Below are 19410 nucleotides of genomic sequence, written 5' to 3'. Positions count from 1 at the left end.
TAAATTGCTGAATTCCCGGTATGGCTGGCGTATACTCAGAGGACAGGTTTCTTGGAGGAATGAGCTATGCACGCCCCCTCAAAAGGATTTACGCTGGTCGAACTGATGGTCACGTTGGTAGTTGCAGTCATCCTGATGACAGTAGCGGTACCGTCAATGATGAGCACATATGAGGCATCTCGGGCCAACAACGAAATCAGCCGCATTCAGGACGCATTACGATTTGCCCGAAATCATGCTGTAAGTTATGGCGCCAGTGTCATGGTGTGCCCAGCTGATGGCAATGCCTGTGGTACCGACTGGAGTAAGGGGCTTAGGGTTTACATGATGAATGCCGGAGCACAGGAGACACTGCGCTTGGTTGAAGGAATAAAAAGCGACGATAAAATCTCGTCAACTTCAGGGACTCTTACCTTTACCTCAGACGGTTTAGTAGCCGCTGGAGCAACTTTCGTGTACTGCCCAAGAGGCATAACTAACGAATCCAGAAGCGTTACCTTAAGCGCAACCGGTGTAGTCAAATCCGGTGCAAAAGGGCTTGCTTGCACATAGCAATCAGTTTCAATTCGTCGAATATGGATGAATCTTTTTCACTATTATTAAGCACGCCCACAACAAGACCTTCTATCTGCCCGGTTCAACGACTATCTTTTGAGACATAGCTTCATTTGATAAACAGTTTCATTAAAGAAACTGTTTATCAATGACTGCGAGCACTGCACCCCCGTACTAACGCTGGTATATCCTGCATGTTTCAGGCCTATTTCAGTGTATGCTTGTCCAACTCTCGCGCTAGGTGATTGCTGAATTTCTTCTCCATTGGTACACATTCGGTCACTTTCTTAACGAAATTTTCAACACCTTTTTCTCGCCCAAGGCCCTTACCGACAAGGTGATAGGTGTTTTTAGCAACCTGCCTCACCGGCCAGTTAAAAAACACCACTTTATCACCAAGGCTTGTCTGGACAAAACACTTAACATCCTGATACTCCTCGGCAGGAGTGGCCTGAACTTGGGTATTAGCTCCAGCAGCAAGGATACTCACAAGCAACACGCAGCCATATTTCATCACCAGCACTCCTTCTTAGGTCCTTTTACACCGCTGTCGGAGATAGTGATGGTTGGACATTCAGTATCCCGAGTCGCCTGACTTCCTTTCGGTGTAGCAGTCGCAGTGAAGCTGCCTCCACCCGTGGTTTCAAGGTCGTATTGATTATTTTCTGTAGTGGTACTGAGCCCCAAATCGGCCAGATCGTCCGTGTAAGTCCTATGGTCGAGATAATACTGCTCCTGCAGATTAGCGACCTTCATCAATGCCGTATGTGCATCCGAGCGTCCCCCTTTTATCAAAAAGTCGATATACGAGGGGTACGCTATCGCTGAAATGATGCCGACAATCACAACCACAACCATCACTTCAATCAGGGTAAAACCTTTATTTCCAGACATAGATTACTCGTCAATATGGTAATAAATTTTATTGGCGCCCAGACCAGAACCGACGTTAATGGTCCCTGTATACTCACCATCCTCGCCAAGCTCTCCCTTACCCACACCAATGATGTAAATGTAAGGTTCCTCTCCACTATCAGGCTTGGGGATCACTATCTGCGGTGTATCTGGCAAGCGTTCGCCAAGCTCAACAAAAGCCTTGGTTCTGCTGCCTTTGTGCAGATCGTAAATGTACAGTCGGCCTTGGCCAGACACCGCACAAACGGTTTCTGATACGGAAGCTGCTGGCGGCACGTAGGAGGTAAAATACACCTTGCCATCAACAATTAGGGCTGCGGTTAAACTTTTTTCACCGGCATTTGTAAAGTCATAATACCAGCCTCTCTTTTTCCCAAACTCAATTAGCTCTGAATCTGAATCTGGTGAGGGAGCAGAGGCAGTTACGTTATAAAGACTGTCGAGTGTTAATGTTTCAGGTATTTCGTTGGTCACTCCGTCATAACTACGGGTAATAACATTTCTATCCTGAAGAGTGAAAAACAAATCATTTGTTGTTTTATCGGATGATGGTGTCGGACGGTTACCACTTCCGATAACAACCGCGTCATACGGCACGTTCTGATATGTGTTTGACGTTGTACTGGTACTGCCGTCGTTTACAGTGACCTCTGATAGATTAGTAAACACAGTCTGAGCAACGGCTGGTTCGGCGAAGAACCGTCTGTTAGTTTCTAATGTAGAACCACCAAGTGAAGCAAATTTAAAAGCTGTCCACTTGGCCTTGTCATCGCTTGGCAGGTCCATCCGCCAAACATTGGCTCCAAGATCAGTCGCATAAATCCTATCAGTATACCCATCATTATCACTATCCAGCACAGCCACAGCATTTGGGATACTGTGGCTTAGTCCCGGCATCTTCGTACCTGAACCGCCAGTTGAATTAAAGGAATGAACCAAAGCTCCAGTTTTTGCATCGACTATGTAGATCCCTCTTCCTGAAGGTGAGCTATTTGGGGTTGTTCCATCATAACTTGTATCGTAACCGCCACCGAATATGAGCACTGGCTTATCACCATAACCAGGAATAAAGGTAATGACAGGCTCTGCCCAAGTTTGTCCCAGGTCTTCAAACCCCGGTGCACCAGCAGTGATGCGCCACATCAAGGAAGGAGAATCAGGGTTTGTCACATCTAATGCATAATAGGAAGAACCTCCACGACGCATTCCAAGATACACCCAAGCTTTCTCAATCCCAGATGGGCCATTCTTAACATAAGCTACAGGAGACAAATCCATTCCATAAACAGAGTGACCGCCAGTAGGTGAGTTTTCTCGGAGCTTGGTGATATTGGGCAGCAACTCGTATGGAATAAATGACCAACTTTCATCGACGGAAGTGTCGCTATCTCTAAACATATGAACCAAACCTTGGTTTGTTCCGAGCATAACCCTAATGTCTGGACTTCCTGAAGAGCCAAAGTTCAAGGCCAGAGGCTTCGAATGGAGCGGATCTCCTAAAATGTCGTCACGCTTATCTGATAAGCTTTCATCTTTGTCTTCATCATCAACATCATAACCGAACAACCATTGTATGGTGCTTTCTAACTTATCTTCAGTCGTGTCCATATAAGTCGCTAAGGGGGCTGTTCCACCTGCTACTATTTCCGCAGCTGACTTAGATAGTTTGGTTAATCCGCTCTGTCCGTTAAACCATATGGTTCGGCTTGATTGGCTTGCCAGTTTAGCTGCTGCCCCACCCTTTAATACCTTGTTACCATCTTTTCCGCCGGTGCAGGACGACCAGTATGTACAAGCTGAACCTTTAATATTGCCATCTTCAGCAATTGCCGTAGTTCCAGTACTATCAACCAACACTCCACCGGATGTAACTTTCAGTTTTTTAAGGTTTCCACTCCATCGAGGACCCGCGCTTGGCAAAAACATCGCGTAGTACGCAGAATCAAACGTCTGCGTCCTATCAAAATTATTGCTGGCAATACTTGGCGAAGTAAAACTGGAGTCCACCGCAAGAATAGAGGTCAATGCCTTGTTCAGTGACTCACCCAACTCAACACCAGTTTTGGCGTTAAAGTATTTTCCTCCGCCCCTCTTCGCAGTTTCACCCAATAACCCGGCTGCAGCCGTTGCTCCATCACTAAAGCCAATAGTAAAAGTCATGACATTTTGAAACTGGTCAACTCCTGTATCATCAGGCTTTTTAACCAAGTCATTATTAAACATATAACTTGCTAAGGCAGGTAAGTAGCTGTCTTTGAAACGTCCATTTTCATCATTGAAGGCGCTGTAATCTCCATCAGGATTTGCATCGGCGGTTAACGTTTCAACTCTCCCATCTGCGTTTTGATCTACGGTAGGAACCCCATCAGTTATGTAAATGATATAGGCACGATCAGGGCATACTCTCATCGGAGAAATGTAGTTACCACCGGACTCTATAGAATCGTCGTATGAAGGCACATTACCTTGATACTTATCACCCCTTCCAAATACATAATCGCTGTCGCCATGACCATAGACAATGGCACTGCCTGAAAAATAGTTATACGCCTCGTACATGGTTTCACAGAGCGGGGTATTGGTTTCGGCTGGGAGCTGATTGATAGTTGACATCAAGCTGGCTTTTGCCGACGGTGTCATCTGACGAATCCCTGAGACTATACGTCCACCATCACGATCCCCTTCATCCTTGTAGTTCAGGTTGAAAATTGCCAACCCGAAATCTACGGAGGTATTAGTGCTGATAAAATCTGTTATGGCTTTTTGTGCAATCTCAAGCCTGGTTTTGGGTGCGTTGGGAATTTCGCCTCGTTGAACCAACTCATACCAGCGCAGATAGTTATCCGTATACAGTGTGACCGGTACTCCCGTTCCAAAACTTGTTTTTGTTGCAGCTTCAAGGGCGGTGTTCTCTGCCATTGGGGGCACGTAGTTGTAGGCAACTGCTTGGTTAGACACTTTCTTGGCATCGACGGGGTAACCATCAGCGACAGCCCCAGTCCCACTGCTGGTCCCTGGAGCGTTGATCTTGTCCTTTGCCTCTATATCTTCCCAGCAATCAACAATCTCGATATTTGCACCGTTGTTTTCGGGCATTTCCTGCCACTCACCGGTTTTACCTTTTACAACGTATTCGCGCAAGTAACCAGTGAAGCGGCCATAGGTATTCAAGGCATCCCAACTTTGATGGCAGCCGTTGATATCCCCCAAGAAACGACGCGCCTCAGATGGACTATCTGGAATAGGCAAACTAGTGTTATCAATGCCACCTTTCGTGTAGTAAAGCATACGGCCTTGGTAAGAATGACTATCACCTACAGGGTCGTAAACTTTGTCAGGGTCGTAGTCAGCAGGTGCCCCCTCCTCCAAGGTAGACATACTTCCTGAGTTATCAAAAATAATCAAAATTTTGGGCCGAACTCCAGTCCGGGCAGAAGACTCGAATACATAAAGCTCCGTATCATCTGCGTACGTAAAAGTTCCGCTGGAGATACCAACAGCAGCAAACAAAGCTGCACACATTGTCCGTTTGAAAATCATGATTAACTCCCGGTTAGTACTTCCTGCTCAACACCTGCGACCACTGTGAGCTGGCCTAAATTTTTCCGGCCAAATCGGGTGGAGCTCTGAACTTCGACTCGACGGCAACTGATTAGATTGGCGGACGATGCTTTGGTGTTTCGCTGACAACTCACATCACCAGCGGCTAAGGGACTCAAAGTAGACGTAACATTCAAGGAAGGGTCGTTTACCGTAGTTTGCGCATTAAGGTTAGCCAGTGTCGCACCTTTTTGCGTATCGATTGCCCGATCCTGTGCCCCTTGAGCTTCCGCGAGCGCTTCTACTCGCTCAGCCCCAGCACCAGCCATTCGCAGTGATTGACCGGAGTTTACCGCTAAGGCCACGCCAATCACCGTCATAATGACCAAAATGATTAATGAGAAAAACAGCACCATCCCCTGCTCTTTTTTCATTTGTCTAATTCCTTATTAACACTGGATTTTCCAGCACAATGGTGGTTGACACAACTCTGCGTCGAAAACCGTCGCCCTTAGGACCGATGGTTTTGTCACCTAAGGTGTAAACCACGTCATTGGTATAAGTGCGATCAGCTTCAACCGAACGCACCAACAAAAAGACTCTCAGCGAAACCAACCTTTGAAACAACTCATTGTCCCACATCAAACTACTCACATTCTGAGCTGGCATATAACTGTCTGCGGTGTCGTCTCCGTCATTATCAAACCCATAGAGAATCCGCATATTTTCAATCCCTTCAACCAACTGTTCTTCGTTTGTCATACCGTTGGCTGTGAGGGTTTTACGCCTGAGTTCCGGAACCTCGCTGGCATTCTTAGCGATATAGTAAACATGGTGTTGGTACTCCCAATAACGTCCATTCAGCAATGTTGGAGGGGTTCCACTCCCCTGAAAAAAAACAGCTTCATTTGACGTAGTAGCAACGTAAATGCGGCTACTGTTAGTCGGTGCCAAAGTGTTTGGGCCTACCAATCTTTTAAGCTGAATAACGTCAGTTTCTTCCGCTACACCGCTCAAACAAGCAAGAGACGCTCCACCGACAACATTCTCGTATCCCCACAATTTCCTAAAATGGGCTGGTGTATTATTTGGCAATGAACCGTTATTGGCTCCCGCGCCAATACAGTCACTCGCTGCGGGGATAACAGGCTCAACAGTAGTATTACCACCCACGATAAAATCTGTTCCCGTAATATCAGCCATAAACCCCAACTGACTAAGGTCTCTTTCCATCAGCGCTAGAGCAATTCTGCCGTTCTCTTGAAGCTGCCCATACTGGCTGGTCGTTGTTACATTGGTCGCTGACATATTAAACATTGCCGCAAGACCCAAGGCTAAAAACAGCCCTATAACCATAGCGACCATCAATTCAACCAGTGAAAATCCTCTTTGTATCCTTAACTTAGTCAACATCACTGGTTTCCTAGATAATCACGGTATTAATGACAAACACGCGGCGACGGTTATTTTTAGTGCCACAGTCTTTCACAAAGCTATCGGCGGCGGAATCACCACCATCGCTCACCTCACGGATCCCACGCCATGTCATCACGACGGTGACATCGCCGGTGTTTTGAACGCGGATACAGGCGATTGGCTTATCCAAACCACCAATATCGCGGCCACCGGTGGCCTCAGATGAGCCACTGAAAAGCTGCTCCCACTGATACTTATCCCAATCTCGGGTTTCGGTATTGGTACAAATAGTATTGGCCCCTACGGCAACGTCACAAGACGTACCAGGGTCAGCCAGGCTGCCATTGTAGGTACCGGCATAATTAGCCAGCTCGGGCTTATTCAGCTTCATCCGGCTGATGATGTCAGAGGCAAAATACGCCGCCTGAGTCTGCTGGAAAGATTCAAAGCTACTCTGTTTGGCGACTGTGTGAAGATTGAATATGCCAATAAGGCCAATCACCAGTATGACCAGTGCGACCATCACTTCAATCAAGGAAAATCCATTCCTGTACTTTTTCATCGGTGTCAAATCTCCCGAATTCGACATTTTTTTGACGACCAAAGCAAAAAATTACCCTTTAAAATCTTAATCTTAAGTCTATATTTGATTCTACAGGTTAATCATAGTTGAGTCGATTGTTTGCTGCCAGTAACAATAGCATCTAAAAAGATGAACCATTATACCTAGAACTTTACGCCAATAAAAAAAGAGGCTTCCGCCTCTTTTTTAACATTTTCTTTTCAAACAATCACCTAAGTTCGACTGGTACCGCAAAAACAACGTCTTCTTTGCGACCTTCGACCTCTGTCACCACGCTGGGGGCCAGATGGGTAATTGCATCGATAACCTGCTTTACCAACACTTCCGGCGCTGATGCTCCGGCAGTAACGGCCACTTTATCCACACCGGCAAACCACTCGGCCTTCACGTCAGCCGCACTATCGACAAGATAGGCTTGGGTACCCGACTTTTCGGCAAGCTCACGCAGGCGGTTAGAGTTGGAGCTATTTTTCGACCCCACCACGATAAAGAGCTTGGCCTGAGTCGCCAGACTGCGCACCGCATCCTGGCGATTTTGAGTGGCGTAACAAATATCGTCCTTGCGTGGACCCTCAATGGACGGAAACTTCGCCTGCAGCGCCGCGATGATGTCCAGCGTATCGTCAACCGACAATGTAGTTTGGGTGACGAAGCACAGGTTATCCGGGTCTTTCACCTGAAGCGCTTCGACGTCTTCCACCGACTCAATCAGATAAACGCCACCCTCAGGGTTATCGTACTGGCCCATGGTACCTTCAACTTCCGGATGGCCTTCATGGCCAATCAGGATGCATTCAACCCCTTTGCGGCTGGCCCGGGTTACCTGCAGGTGCACCTTGGTCACCAATGGGCAAGTGGCATCGAATACCTTCAGACCACGCTTTTTGGCCTCGGCCCGCACCGCCTGCGACACCCCGTGGGCAGAGAAGATCACTATGCTGTTGTCCGGCACCTGATCCAACTCTTCAACAAAGATAGCACCACGATCTTTGAGGTTTTGCACCACATAACGGTTGTGCACCACTTCGTGACGCACATATATAGGTGGCGAAAACAGCTCAAGTGCACGCTCAACGATGCTGATAGCGCGATCTACGCCGGCACAAAAGCCGCGTGGATTGGCGAGCAGAATGTTCATCTGTCCAGTCATCAGAGTTCCTCCAGCACTTCCAGCTCGAAGGTCACGGCCTGACCGGCCAGAGGATGGTTCAGATCGACCGTCACAGAATCGCCAGCCACATCACGGACAATGCCGGGAATTTCGCTGCCACCTGGACCTGCAAAACTGACAATCACCCCGGCTTCCAGCTGCATATCGGCAGGGAAGCGGCTGCGATCAAGGTGATGAATCGCATCTGGATTCACATCACCAAAGGCATCCTGTGGCTGCAGGGTGAACTTGTGCGAATCACCGACCTTCAGTGCGCCAAGCTCAGCTTCAAACGCCGGGCTCAGGCTGCCATCACCAATATTGAGGCGTGCGGGCTTACCCGACGCCTTGGTGCTGTCGGCGGTGGAGCCGTCAGACAAGAGAATATTCATATGGCACAGCAACGACTTTTGGCTCATGTGTTACTCCTTGATGGCCTTGTCATCCGAGCTGGACGCTTTAAAGCTGTCGATAATAATAAGCACGGCACCAATAAAGATGGCGGCATCAGCTATGTTGAACGCCGGGTAATGGGCAGTGTTCCAATAGAAATCGAGGAAATCCACCACAAAGCCATGTTGCAGACGGTCAATCAGATTACCAAGCGCACCGCCAATCACCAGGGTGTAGGCCAGATTCAGCCGCACCATGTTGGCTGGCTGCTTACGCAGCCAAATGGTTAACAGCACGCTGAAGCCCACTGCCACCGCCGTAAACAGCCAGCGCTGCCAGCCCCCTGCATCATGCAGGAAGCTGAAGGCGGCGCCATAGTTGCGCACATAGGTGAAGTTAAAAAACGGCAGCAGCTTGACCGACTCGTACAGGTCAAAGTTGGCCAGTACCCACTGCTTGGACAGCTGGTCGGCAAGAAACACCACCACGACAACCCAATACCAGCGCAAGCCACTTTCTTTCCAGTTCAATTGCATGGCCATCCTTATGCGAAGGCGCGGGCTTCGCCGTCACCCTCTATGTTGGTCACACAGCGGCCACACAGGCTTGGGTGCGCTTCAACTGAACCCACATCCTCACGGTGATGCCAGCAACGCTCGCACTTGGCCGCATCAGTCTTGGCAACCAGCACCTTAAGACCCGCAAGCTCAGTGGCGACAGCCGCCTCAGGCGCAGCATCGATTGGCAGCACCTTGGCATCCGAAGTCAACAGCACAAAGCGCAGCTCATCGCCGAGCACGGCCACCTTGGCAGCAAGTTCGGCATCGGCATACAGGGTCACGGTTGCTTCCAGCGAGCCGCCCAGCACCTTGTCACGGCGTGCCTGCTCAAGCTCTTTGTTCACTTCGTTACGCACAGAAAGCAGCAGTTCCCAGTGGCTGTCGGCCAGGTCGCTTTCCAGGGTTACCGGCTTCAGGCCTTCGTACCATTCCTGGGTGAACACATAGGCTTCACGCTTGCCAGGCAACAGCTGCCAAATTTCATCGGCGGTGAAGCTCAGTACAGGCGTAATCCAGCGCACCATAGCTTCAGCGATGTGGAACAGCGCAGACTGACAGCTGCGACGGGCATGGCTTTCACGCTTGGCGGTGTACTGACGGTCTTTGATGATGTCCAGATAGAAGCTGCCAAGTTCTACCGAGCAGAATTGCATCAGCTTATGGGTCACCATGTGGAAATTGTACTGCTCATAGGCGGCAATGATTTCGCTCTGCACCTTGGCGGCGCGGCGCACCATCCAGCGATCCAGCGCAACCATGTCTTCTACGGCTACCATGTCGGTTTCAGGCTCAAAACCATTGAGGTTCGCCAGCAGGAAACGACCTGTGTTACGGATACGGCGATAAGAGTCGGCGGCGCGATTCAAGATTTCATCGGATACGCTCATCTCACCGCTGTAATCGGTGGCAGCGACCCACAGACGCAGGATGTCTGCGCCGAGCTTGTTGGTTACTTCCTGAGGCGCAATCACGTTGCCGATGGACTTGGACATCTTGCGGCCCTTGCCATCCACGGTAAAGCCGTGGGTCAGCACCTGCTTGTAAGGCGCCTTGGCATGCATGGCGCTAGACAGCATCAGCGACGACATAAACCAGCCGCGGTGCTGATCCGAGCCTTCCAGGTACAGATCCACGCCATGGCCCTGGAACTCAGGACGGGCAGCCACCACGGTTTCGAAAGTCGAACCTGAGTCATACCAAACGTCCAGCGTATCGGTCACTTTGCGATACTGGTCGGCTTCATCGCCTAGCAGTTCGGCCGCGTCCAGATCCCACCAGGCCTGAATGCCCTGCTGCTCGATGCGGTGCGCCACGCGCTCCATCAAGGAGACTGAATCTGGGTGCAACTCTTCGGTTTCCTTGTTAACAAACAAGGTGATAGGCACACCCCAGGTACGCTGACGGGAGATACACCAGTCAGGACGGTTGGCTACCATGGTTTCGATGCGGCTCTGGCCCCAGTCAGGGATCCACTGGGTGTTTTTGATTTCGCCCAGTGCAGTGCTCCGCAGGCCCTGGTTATCCATAGAGATAAACCATTGCGGGGTTGCGCGGAAAATGATTGGGGTTTTGTGGCGCCAGCAATGTGGATAGCTGTGACGGTAAGCCACATGGTTCAGCAGTGCGCCTTTTTCTTTCAAAAGCGCCACTACATTGTCGTTGGCTTTAAAGACATGCTGACCGGCAAAGAAAGGGGTATCGGCCTTATACACGCCGTTATCACCCACGGGGTTGGCCACTTCCAGACCATACTTCTGCCCTACCACAAAGTCGTCCTGACCGTGGCCAGGGGCGGTGTGCACCACGCCGGTACCGGCATCGGTGGTCACGTGGTCACCCAAAATCACCGGCACGTCAAAGTCGAGGAAGGGGTGAGCAAAACGCATCAGCTCAAGCTCGCTGCCTTTTACGCGGCCCAGCACTTCGAATGACTCGGCGCCAAAACGCTTCACGCAGTCTTCGTGCAGCACATTAGCCACCACTATGGCGCGGGTAGCATCTTCTTTGGTGAAGGACACCAGCACATATTCAAGGTCGCCGGATACGGCCAATGCGCGGTTGGCAGGCAGGGTCCAGGGGGTGGTGGTCCAGATGACCATGGCGATATCATGGTCGTACTGAGCTACGCCAAATTTGGCCAGCAGCGCAGACTTGTCAACCACATTGAAACCCACATCGATGGCAGGAGACGTCTTATCTTCGTACTCCACTTCGGCTTCGGCCAGTGCTGAGCCACAGTCAGTACACCAGTGCACCGGCTTCACACCTTTTTGCAGGTGACCATTGGAGATAACTTTAGCCAGAGAACGCACAATGTTGGCTTCGGTGGCAAAGTCCATGGTCAGGTATGGCTTGTCCCAGTCACCCAGCACGCCCAGACGGATAAAGTCTTCGCGCTGACCATCAACCTGAGCTGCAGCGTACTTGCGGCACTCTTCACGAAATTCGGCGGCAGAGATCTTCTGACCAGGCTTACCTACTTTTTGCTCTACTTTGAGCTCAATAGGCAGACCATGGCAGTCCCAACCCGGCACATAAGGGGCATCGAAGCCCGCCATGGTTTTGGACTTGATAATGATGTCTTTGAGGATCTTGTTTACAGAGTGACCAATGTGAATGCTGCCGTTGGCGTAGGGAGGGCCATCGTGCAGGATAAATGGCTTGCGGCCAATGCGGCTGTCACGGATCTGCTGATACAGCTTGTCCTTGTTCCAGCGCTCAAGCATTGCGGGCTCGCGATTAGCCAGATTCCCACGCATCGGAAACTCAGTTTCCGGCAAATTCAAAGTAGATTTATAGTCGCTCATCGATCCTATACCGTTAATTGCCAAATAGTTTTAGCGTTTTGCTTAACCTGCATCGTCACCAAGCAGAGCCCGGGCTCTGTCGGCATCGTTCCAAATTTGTTTTTTCAGGGCATCAAGGGATTCAAAGGGCTGCTCGTCGCGAATTTTCGCCACCAGTTCCACTTCTACCCGTTTGCCATATAGATCACCTTCAAAATCAAACAGATGCACCTCAAGCTGGCATACCTGTCCGTTCACTGTGGGCCTGAACCCCACGTTGGCAACCCCTTCATATATATCACTGCCATCCCACCACAGCTTGACGGCGAAGACGCCGCGCACCGGTACCACCTTACGCTTGAGCGCAATATTGGCGGTGGGAAAGCCAATCGTCCGGCCAATCTTTTGCCCGTGGGCAACCCGTCCACAAAGGGTAAAAGGGTGCCCAAGCAGCCGTCTTGCCTGCTCCAGATTGCCCTTGGCGAGCTGCTCACGCACCGCGGTGGAGCTCACCCTCAGGTCGCCCACCATAAAAGAATGGGTATTGACCACGGCAAAGCCGAAACGCTCGCCGGCTTTTTTCAGCATCTCAAAGTTACCGGCGCGGCTCTTGCCGAAGCAAAAATCGTCACCAACCACCAGATACCTGACCCCGAGCTTTCGCACCAACAGGTCTTCAATAAAATGCTCGGGATCCATCGCGGCGAACTTGCGGTTGAAATTGACGCACAGCAGGCGGTCAATTCCCAGCTCGTCCAGCAGCACTATCTTATCCCGCAGCAAACTCAGGCGCGCGGGTGCATCATCACCACGAAACAGCTCCTGCGGCTGGGGCTCAAAGGTCATCAGAGTCGCGGGCAGACCAAAATGCTTGGCCCGCTCAACCAAACTGGCAATCACTTTGGCGTGCCCACGATGGACACCGTCAAAGTTGCCGATGGTAAGCACACATCCCCGATGTGCGGGCAAGATATTGTGAATTCCGCGGATTAATTCCATGTGACCTGACAACTGGCGTACGTAAATTGGCGGATTATATCTCAGCTGACGCAGAGAATCAGCCCTTGCGGGCGCGTTTCATCTGCCAGGGCTTAATCCCCAGCAGAATAAGCGACAACCCATAAACTAAAGCCCCCAGACCGATATAACCGGCAAGGGCACCGGCACGCTCGCCAATATGCCACTCGAGCCACACCGCCTGTGTGGGCAACAGATACCACAGAAGCGCCCCCATAGCGAGGGTAGACACGGCCACCTTGGCAAAAAACACCAGCGTCGACTTCGCCACTTTATATACACCGGCCTTATGCAGCCCCCGATAAAGCAGCGCGGCATTGAGCAGCGCCGACAAGGAAGTGGCAATCGCCAGCCCCACATAGCCAAAGGGCACAGCAAAGATAATGTTAAACACCATATTGCTGACCATGGCGACAATACCGTAACGCACAGGGGTTTTGGTATCCTGGCGAGAGTAATATCCAGGAGCCAACACTTTGATAAGCATGAAGTTAAGCAGGCCAGCGCCATAAGCCATCAAACTGTAAGACGCCATTTCCACATCGCTGATATCAAAGGCGCCACGCATAAAGAGCACCATCAGCATGGGTTTGGCCAGCACAATCAGCCCCAGCATGGCGGGCATACCCAGAAGCAAAATCGCCCTCACCCCCCAGTCCATGGTTTTGGCAAAGCCTTCGCCTTCATCGTTCACATGCTTTTTCGACAACGCAGGCAACACCACTGTGGCAATGGCAATACCGAAAAGTCCCAGGGGGAACTCAAGCAAACGGTCGGAGTAATAGAGCCAACTGATGGAGCCTGTCATCAGGAAGCTGGCAATAAAGGTGTCAAACAGCAGGTTAATCTGCGACACCGACACCCCGAACAGTGCCGGGATCATCAGGGTGCGGATTTTGGTCACCCCCGGGTGATGCCAGCCCCAGGAGGGCTTAACCAAAGCACGCTCGCGGTACAAAAAGGGAATTTGAAACAGAAATTGAATAAGACCGCCGGCAAACACCCCCCAGGCCAAACCGATTTCCGGCTGCTCAAACTGCGGCGACAACCACAGGGCAAAGGCAATAATGGCGATATTCAAAAATACCGGGGTAAAGGCCGACACCGCAAAGCGGCCGCGGGTATTGAGGATGGAGCCTGCCAGCGCGGTAAAGGTGATAAACCATAAATAAGGAAAGGTTATCTTCAGCATCAGCGCAGCAAGTTCAAACTTGGCGCCGTTTTCACCGCCTTCCAGCCAGTCAAGAAACCAACCGCCACCAAACAGCGCGGCCAGTATTGGTGAGCCAATCACCCCAAACAGGGTCACTATGGTCACCAGGCCGCCAAGCGTACCGGCCACTTTTGAGAGCAGTTCACGGGTTTCTTCGCTACTGTGTTTTTCCTGATATTCGGTCAGAACAGGTACAAATGCCTGAGCAAAAGCGCCTTCGGCGAATAATCTGCGCAAAAAATTGGGAATTTTATTGGCAAAGAAAAATACGTCAGCACTGGCTCCGGCCCCCATCAGATTGGCCACTACCATGTCGCGAACTAAACCCAACACACGGGAGATCAAGGTCATGGCACTGACTATCATCCCTGACTTCAGAAGTTTCTTGCTCAAAACGCCCCCTGGGAAGGACCGGAAAATGCGGGTGATATCTTGGAAAAAAACGCTTCCGGCTCTGTCACACGACAGTATTTGCTGGTAGAATTGCGCCACATTTTACACGAGTTGGGTTGAAGATAGCCAAGTCGGGTTGGATTAATTTGCTTTTATGGCCGATATTCAACCATTGCCATTGACAAGGTGGCAAAATACGGGCATATTCCTCGACCTTTGAAAGTATCAATCCCAAGTTTTTAGGAGTTGCACCTTGGCTAACAGCAAGACTGCAAAGAAGCGCGCGCTTCAATCTGAAAAGCGTCGTCAGCACAACGCCAGCCGTCGCTCAATGCTGCGTACCTACGTGAAGAAAGTTATCGCTGCCATCAAGGCTGGCGATCACAAAGCTGCTACCGAAGCCTTCGCCGTAGCCCAGCCTATCGTTGACCGTATGGCGACCAAAGGCCTGATCCACAAGAACAAGGCTGCCCGTCATAAGGCTCGTCTGAACGCCCGTATCAAGGCTCTGGCTGCTTAATCGCTGCCAGTAAGACGTAAAAAAACCGGCCCAGGCCGGTTTTTTTATATCTGCTCAATGGCAATATATGTTGTTGAGTAACTTGATGATCTCTTTCACCTCATCACTCTTCAATGAGTAGAACACCGTCTGAGCTTCCTTGCGGGTCGAAACCAGATTGTCTTTGCGAAGCCAGGCCAGGTGCTGCGATAACGCAGACTGACTCAGCCCCAGTTTCTTGTTCATCTCACCTACACACATCTCGCCTTCGTTCAGCAGATGGCACAGGATAAACAATCGACGTTCATTGGCCAGTGCCTTTAGCAGCACCACCGCATGATCAGCTCGCTCCTGCATCAATTCTATATTCATTACGAGCATATTCTCCTAATACAAACCCCGGGCCTAATATAGCGTTGCCTTACAGACTGCGTCGGGACACAGCCCACACTTTTTGTTAGATTGTTTTCAAAAATGGGATGTACGTAATAAAAATCGAGGAAACACATGAAAACCCTACCCATCGTTTTCGCCAGCGCACTGTTGCTGGCCGCCACAACGAGTACTTCAGCACAAGCGACAACCGATAAAAATCATGAAGTTGCTGAAACGCTTGCCCAAAAAGCTCAGGCTTCATCACTTGGCTTTGATATTGTGGAATCTCTGACAGTTGAAGTGGGCCCCAGACTGGCCGGCAGCGCTCAGGATAAAGTGGCCGTTAACTGGGCCATGGCCAAACTCACCAGCCTGGGCTTTGATAAGGTCTATAAAGAGCCGGTGACTGTGCCAGTTTGGCACCGCGGTATCGCCCGCGCCAGCATCACAAGCCCTTTCCCACAGCCCATGGTTGTAACCGCCCTGGGTGGCAGTATCGCCACGCCAGAGGGCGGCATCAGTGCCCCTGTCGTCCGTTTTGACTCGCTTGATGCGCTGAATGAGGCGCCAGCCGACTCTTTGAAAGGCAAAATTGCCTTTATTGATGCCAAAACCGAGCGCCACCGCGACGGCGCAGGTTATGGCAAGACCGCCGGTGGCCGCAGCCGCGGCGCTGTGGCAGCCTCTGAAAAAGGCGCTCAGGCCATTATTATCCGCTCCATAGGCACAGATCACGACCGCATGGCCCATACCGGGATGATGCGTTACAATGATGGAGTTGAGCCCATTCCCGCCGCAGCCATCTCCAATCCCGATGCAGATTTAATTAACGCTATGCTGAAGCGCGACCCAAGCGTCGTGGTATCGCTTGAGTTGGGTTCAGAGCGTCGCGGCGAAGCCACCTCCTACAACGTGATTGCCGAAGTCAGCGGCAGCAGCAAAGCCGATGAAATTGTGTTGATTGGCGCGCACCTCGACTCCTGGGATGAAGGCACAGGCGCCATTGATGACGGTGCAGGTGTTGCCATTGTGACAGCCGCCGCCAAGCATATTCTCGACCTGCCACAAAAACCTGCGCGCACCATTCGGGTGGTGCTCTATGCCGCCGAAGAAGTGGGCCTGGTGGGCGGTAAGGCCTATGCCAAGGCCCATGAGGCTGAGCTTGCCAAGCATTACATTGCGGCCGAGTCTGATTTTGGCGCAGGACGTATCTATCAGATTGATTGGCGGGTGGCCGATAGCGCTCATCAAAGCATGGTGGCGGCCATGGCTGTCTCCCAAAAGCTGGGAGTCGTGGCCGGCAACAACAAGGCTTCAGGTGGCCCGGATGTGTCTATGTTGCCTGCCCTCGGGGTACCGGTGGCGTCACTCAGACAGGATGGCAGCGATTATTTCGACTATCACCACACCCCCAACGATACCCTGGACAAGATTGACCCAGAGGCGTTGGCACAAAACGTGGCTGTCTATGCCCAGTTCGCCTGGATGATGGCAAACAGCGATGTGGCGCTGCGCCCCTTACCTGCGAAGGAATAACTCCTGTTATCCCATAAAAAAACGCGGCCGATGGCCGCGTTTTTTATTACTTAACTCTAATCCCCATTGCTTAACGCTATTCCCACTTTCGGCTGTGTTAGCGCTCTTCCCGCAAAAACACAGGTTGCAGGGGTTTTGACTGCTCGGGGCTGTAGTAGTAACCGTCATAATTGAAGTCCTGCAGCGCTTCAATGCTGGTTGGCCGGGTTGCCAGAATAAAGCGGGTCATTAGTCCCCTCGCCTTCTTGGCGTAGAAACTGATGATCTTGTACTGGCCATTCTTGGCATCTTTAAATACCGGGCTGACCACTGTGCCCTTGATATTTTTGGCAGACACCGCTTTAAAGTACTCATTGGACGCGAGATTCACCAAAATATCGTCACCCTGGGCCGCCAGCGCTTCGTTGAGTTTGTCGGTAATAATGGAGCCCCAGAACTCGTACAGGTTCTTGCCACGACCATTGGCCAGGCCTGTGCCCATCTCGAGCCGGTAGGCCTGCATTAAATCCAGCGGCTTAAGCAGCCCGTAAAGGCCTGATAACATCCGCAGGTGGGACTGAGCATAACCAAGCTCGTCCGCGCTCAGGGTGTCGGCATCCAGGCCGGTATACACATCGCCACGAAAGGCAAACAATGCCTGCTTGGCATTTTCCAGCGTAAATTCTGGGGACCAGCTGGCAAAACGCGCGGCGTTCAGTCCGGCAATTTTGTCACTGACCGACATCAGGGAGGCGATATCCGCTGGCGTGAGGGCGCGGCAGACGTCGATAAGCTCACGGCTGTGCTCAGCCAACTCCGGCAGAGTGAACTCCCCCGTTGGGGCGGGGTTTTCATAATCCAATGTTTTGGCGGGGGAAATAACAACCAGCATAGGTATCTCAGTCTCCTCTTGTCTGCGGTTATGATACCCAAGCGACATAAAAAAACCACGCTGGAGCAGCGTGGTTTTTTCAGATTAAGCTAATCGACTCAGCTTTCGCTAGTCTCAACACGGGCCTCACGTGGCCAGATGTCAGTTTCAACCTGGCCATCAAGCTCAGGGAACTTACTGCGGTCAAATACCGGCATATCACCGTTTTTCAACTGATCGCGGTAATCGTTGATCACCCGAATAGCCAAACCGGAAAGCAGTATCAGCGCGACGATATTCACAATCGCCATCAAGCCCATGGACACGTCCGCTAAATCCCACACCAGACCAATCTTGGCCATGGCACCAAACATCACCATGCCAAGTACCGCCAGGCGGAAAACAGGCAGAGCATTCTTACGGTTGCCGGACAGAAACATCACATTGGTTTCGGCGTAAGAATAGTTGGCAATGATTGAGGTAAAGCAGAACAGCAAAATCGCAAACGCGATAAAGGCGCCGCCCCAGTCACCTACGTGACTGGTTAGGGCATCGATGGTCAATTTAATGCCATCGCTTTCGCCGCCCATATCACCGGCCAGCAAAATAATGGCGGCGGTGGCGGTACAGATCACCAGGGTGTCTACAAACACGCCCATCATCTGCACGAACCCCTGAGACGCAGGGTGATTTGGGTTAGGTGATGCACTGGCGGCCACGTTGGCGGCGCTGCCCATGCCGGCTTCGTTGGAGAAAAGGCCGCGGGCGATACCGGCCTGCATGGCCTGAGCCACGCTGTAAGCCACACCACCGGCAACCGCTTCCTGCCAGCCAAAGGCACTCTTGATGATCAACATGAACACATCCGGCAGCTTCTCAAGGTTGAAAAACACCACCACCGAAGCAATCAGCAGATACGCCAGCGCCATAAAAGGCACCACGATTTCAGATACCTTGGCCACCTTGCGCAGGCCACCCATAATCACAAAGCCACTGGCTATCACAATGGCAATACCCACATACATAGGGTCAAAGCCGAATACCCGCTCCATGGCACCTGTGATGGTGTTGGCCTGTACGGCATTGAATACCAAACCAAAGGCAAGAATAAGGAACAGTGAGAACAGCACGCCCATCCAGCGCTGGCCCAAGCCCTTTTCCATATAGTAAGCAGGACCGCCGCGGAACTGACCGTCTTCATCTTTTACTTTATAGATTTGCGCCAGGGTCGATTCAATCATGGCCGTGGCCATACCGAGCACCGCAATGGCCCACATCCAGAACACAGCGCCGGGGCCGGCCATACCGATGGCCACCGCCACACCGGCCATATTACCTGCACCTACCCGGGCCGCCATGCTGGTACAAAATACCTGAAATGATGACAAACCATCGTCGCCACCCTGGCGGCTGATGGTCATGACTTTAATACCGTGCTTGAAATGGGTCAGCTGAATAAAGGCGAGGCGAACCGTAAAGTAGAGCCCTGCACCCACCAGTCCGTAGACCAGCAGTTTTCCCCACAGCAGAGCATTCAGAAAATTGACTATAGTTTCTAACATAATGAGTACTTCTTTCCTTCTGCAACAGCCCGGAGATCCGTTCTTGGGCTGCTGTTGCGACTGATCT

18 protein-coding genes are annotated in these 19410 nt (G+C 51.3%); 3 read left to right on the top strand and 15 right to left on the bottom strand.

Translation table 11 applies throughout. The features are described from left to right. Positions 1-66 precede the first annotated feature (66 nt). On the top strand, positions 67-552 hold the full coding sequence (locus MJ923_RS03255; RefSeq protein ID WP_240589882.1) for a GspH/FimT family pseudopilin: 486 nt from the start codon (positions 67-69) through the stop codon (positions 550-552). A 208-nt stretch (positions 553-760) separates the two neighbouring features. Here MJ923_RS03255 and MJ923_RS03250 read toward each other — a convergent pair whose 3' ends face one another. The 12 genes from MJ923_RS03250 to murJ form a co-directional block, all read right to left on the bottom strand. Beyond that, the gene (locus MJ923_RS03250) at positions 761-1069 is read right to left on the bottom strand and encodes a TapY2 family type IVa secretion system protein (protein WP_240590241.1); all 309 of its coding nucleotides are present in this window, start codon (positions 1067-1069) and stop codon (positions 761-763) included. Continuing rightward, positions 1069-1449 carry a type IV pilin protein gene (locus tag MJ923_RS03245; RefSeq protein ID WP_240589881.1) on the bottom strand — a complete coding sequence of 127 codons (381 nt, stop codon included), beginning with the start codon at positions 1447-1449 and terminating at the stop codon, positions 1069-1071. Before MJ923_RS03245 ends, MJ923_RS03250 begins: the two co-directional genes overlap by 1 nt. Before the next feature lie 3 nt (positions 1450-1452). Further along, positions 1453-5010, bottom strand: coding sequence for a pilus assembly protein (locus MJ923_RS03240; protein ID WP_240589880.1), 3558 nt, complete (start codon positions 5008-5010; stop codon positions 1453-1455). Positions 5011-5012: 2 nt separating this feature from the next. Continuing rightward, positions 5013-5444 (bottom strand): pilus assembly PilX family protein, encoded by a 432-nt coding sequence (locus tag MJ923_RS03235; protein WP_240589879.1) that lies wholly within the window; start codon positions 5442-5444, stop codon positions 5013-5015. Between the two features lie 4 nt (positions 5445-5448). Continuing rightward, positions 5449-6423, bottom strand: coding sequence for a PilW family protein (locus MJ923_RS03230; protein ID WP_240589878.1), 975 nt, complete (start codon positions 6421-6423; stop codon positions 5449-5451). 10 nt (positions 6424-6433) lie between these two features. Further along, positions 6434-6988 carry a type IV pilus modification protein PilV gene (gene pilV, locus MJ923_RS03225; protein WP_126166056.1) on the bottom strand — a complete coding sequence of 185 codons (555 nt, stop codon included), beginning with the start codon at positions 6986-6988 and terminating at the stop codon, positions 6434-6436. 229 nt (positions 6989-7217) lie between these two features. Continuing rightward, positions 7218-8147 carry a 4-hydroxy-3-methylbut-2-enyl diphosphate reductase gene (gene ispH / locus MJ923_RS03220; RefSeq protein WP_126169390.1) on the bottom strand — a complete coding sequence of 310 codons (930 nt, stop codon included), beginning with the start codon at positions 8145-8147 and terminating at the stop codon, positions 7218-7220. Positions 8148-8158: 11 nt separating this feature from the next. Then, the gene (fkpB, locus tag MJ923_RS03215; RefSeq protein WP_011759042.1) at positions 8159-8578 is read right to left on the bottom strand and encodes an FKBP-type peptidyl-prolyl cis-trans isomerase; all 420 of its coding nucleotides are present in this window, start codon (positions 8576-8578) and stop codon (positions 8159-8161) included. 3 nt (positions 8579-8581) lie between these two features. Beyond that, positions 8582-9088 (bottom strand): signal peptidase II, encoded by a 507-nt coding sequence (gene lspA, locus MJ923_RS03210; protein WP_011759041.1) that lies wholly within the window; start codon positions 9086-9088, stop codon positions 8582-8584. Between the two features lie 8 nt (positions 9089-9096). Beyond that, complete coding sequence (gene ileS, locus MJ923_RS03205) at positions 9097-11919, bottom strand: isoleucine--tRNA ligase (protein ID WP_240589877.1); 2823 nt, start codon at positions 11917-11919, stop codon at positions 9097-9099. 42 nt (positions 11920-11961) lie between these two features. Beyond that, complete coding sequence (gene ribF / locus MJ923_RS03200) at positions 11962-12897, bottom strand: bifunctional riboflavin kinase/FAD synthetase (protein WP_240589876.1); 936 nt, start codon at positions 12895-12897, stop codon at positions 11962-11964. A gap of 58 nt (positions 12898-12955) precedes the next feature. Continuing rightward, the gene (gene murJ / locus MJ923_RS03195) at positions 12956-14521 is read right to left on the bottom strand and encodes a murein biosynthesis integral membrane protein MurJ (protein WP_240589875.1); all 1566 of its coding nucleotides are present in this window, start codon (positions 14519-14521) and stop codon (positions 12956-12958) included. A gap of 253 nt (positions 14522-14774) precedes the next feature. Here murJ and rpsT point away from each other — a divergent pair, with 253 nt between their 5' ends. Then, positions 14775-15041 (top strand): 30S ribosomal protein S20, encoded by a 267-nt coding sequence (gene rpsT / locus MJ923_RS03190; protein WP_126166051.1) that lies wholly within the window; start codon positions 14775-14777, stop codon positions 15039-15041. Between the two features lie 54 nt (positions 15042-15095). Here the strand turns inward: rpsT and MJ923_RS03185 are convergent, their stop codons facing one another. Further along, positions 15096-15392: an ArsR/SmtB family transcription factor gene (locus MJ923_RS03185; protein ID WP_126166050.1), complete on the bottom strand. Its 297-nt coding sequence runs from the start codon at positions 15390-15392 to the stop codon at positions 15096-15098. 135 nt (positions 15393-15527) lie between these two features. Between MJ923_RS03185 and MJ923_RS03180 the strand changes: the two genes are divergently transcribed. Beyond that, entirely contained in the window at positions 15528-16931 is a 1404-nt protein-coding gene (locus tag MJ923_RS03180) for a M28 family metallopeptidase (protein ID WP_240589874.1), read from the top strand. A gap of 97 nt (positions 16932-17028) precedes the next feature. Here MJ923_RS03180 and yaaA read toward each other — a convergent pair whose 3' ends face one another. Next, positions 17029-17802 carry a peroxide stress protein YaaA gene (gene yaaA / locus MJ923_RS03175; RefSeq protein ID WP_126166048.1) on the bottom strand — a complete coding sequence of 258 codons (774 nt, stop codon included), beginning with the start codon at positions 17800-17802 and terminating at the stop codon, positions 17029-17031. Between the two features lie 98 nt (positions 17803-17900). Then, on the bottom strand, positions 17901-19343 hold the full coding sequence (locus MJ923_RS03170; protein WP_240589873.1) for an alanine/glycine:cation symporter family protein: 1443 nt from the start codon (positions 19341-19343) through the stop codon (positions 17901-17903). Between the last annotated feature and the right edge of the window lie 67 nt (positions 19344-19410).

The sequence above is a fragment of the Shewanella zhuhaiensis genome (assembly GCF_022484835.1).
GTDB lineage: Bacteria > Pseudomonadota > Gammaproteobacteria > Enterobacterales > Shewanellaceae > Shewanella > Shewanella khirikhana.
The sequence above is the reverse complement of the archived record's forward strand: the minus strand, read 5'-3'. Positions and strand labels throughout refer to the sequence as shown.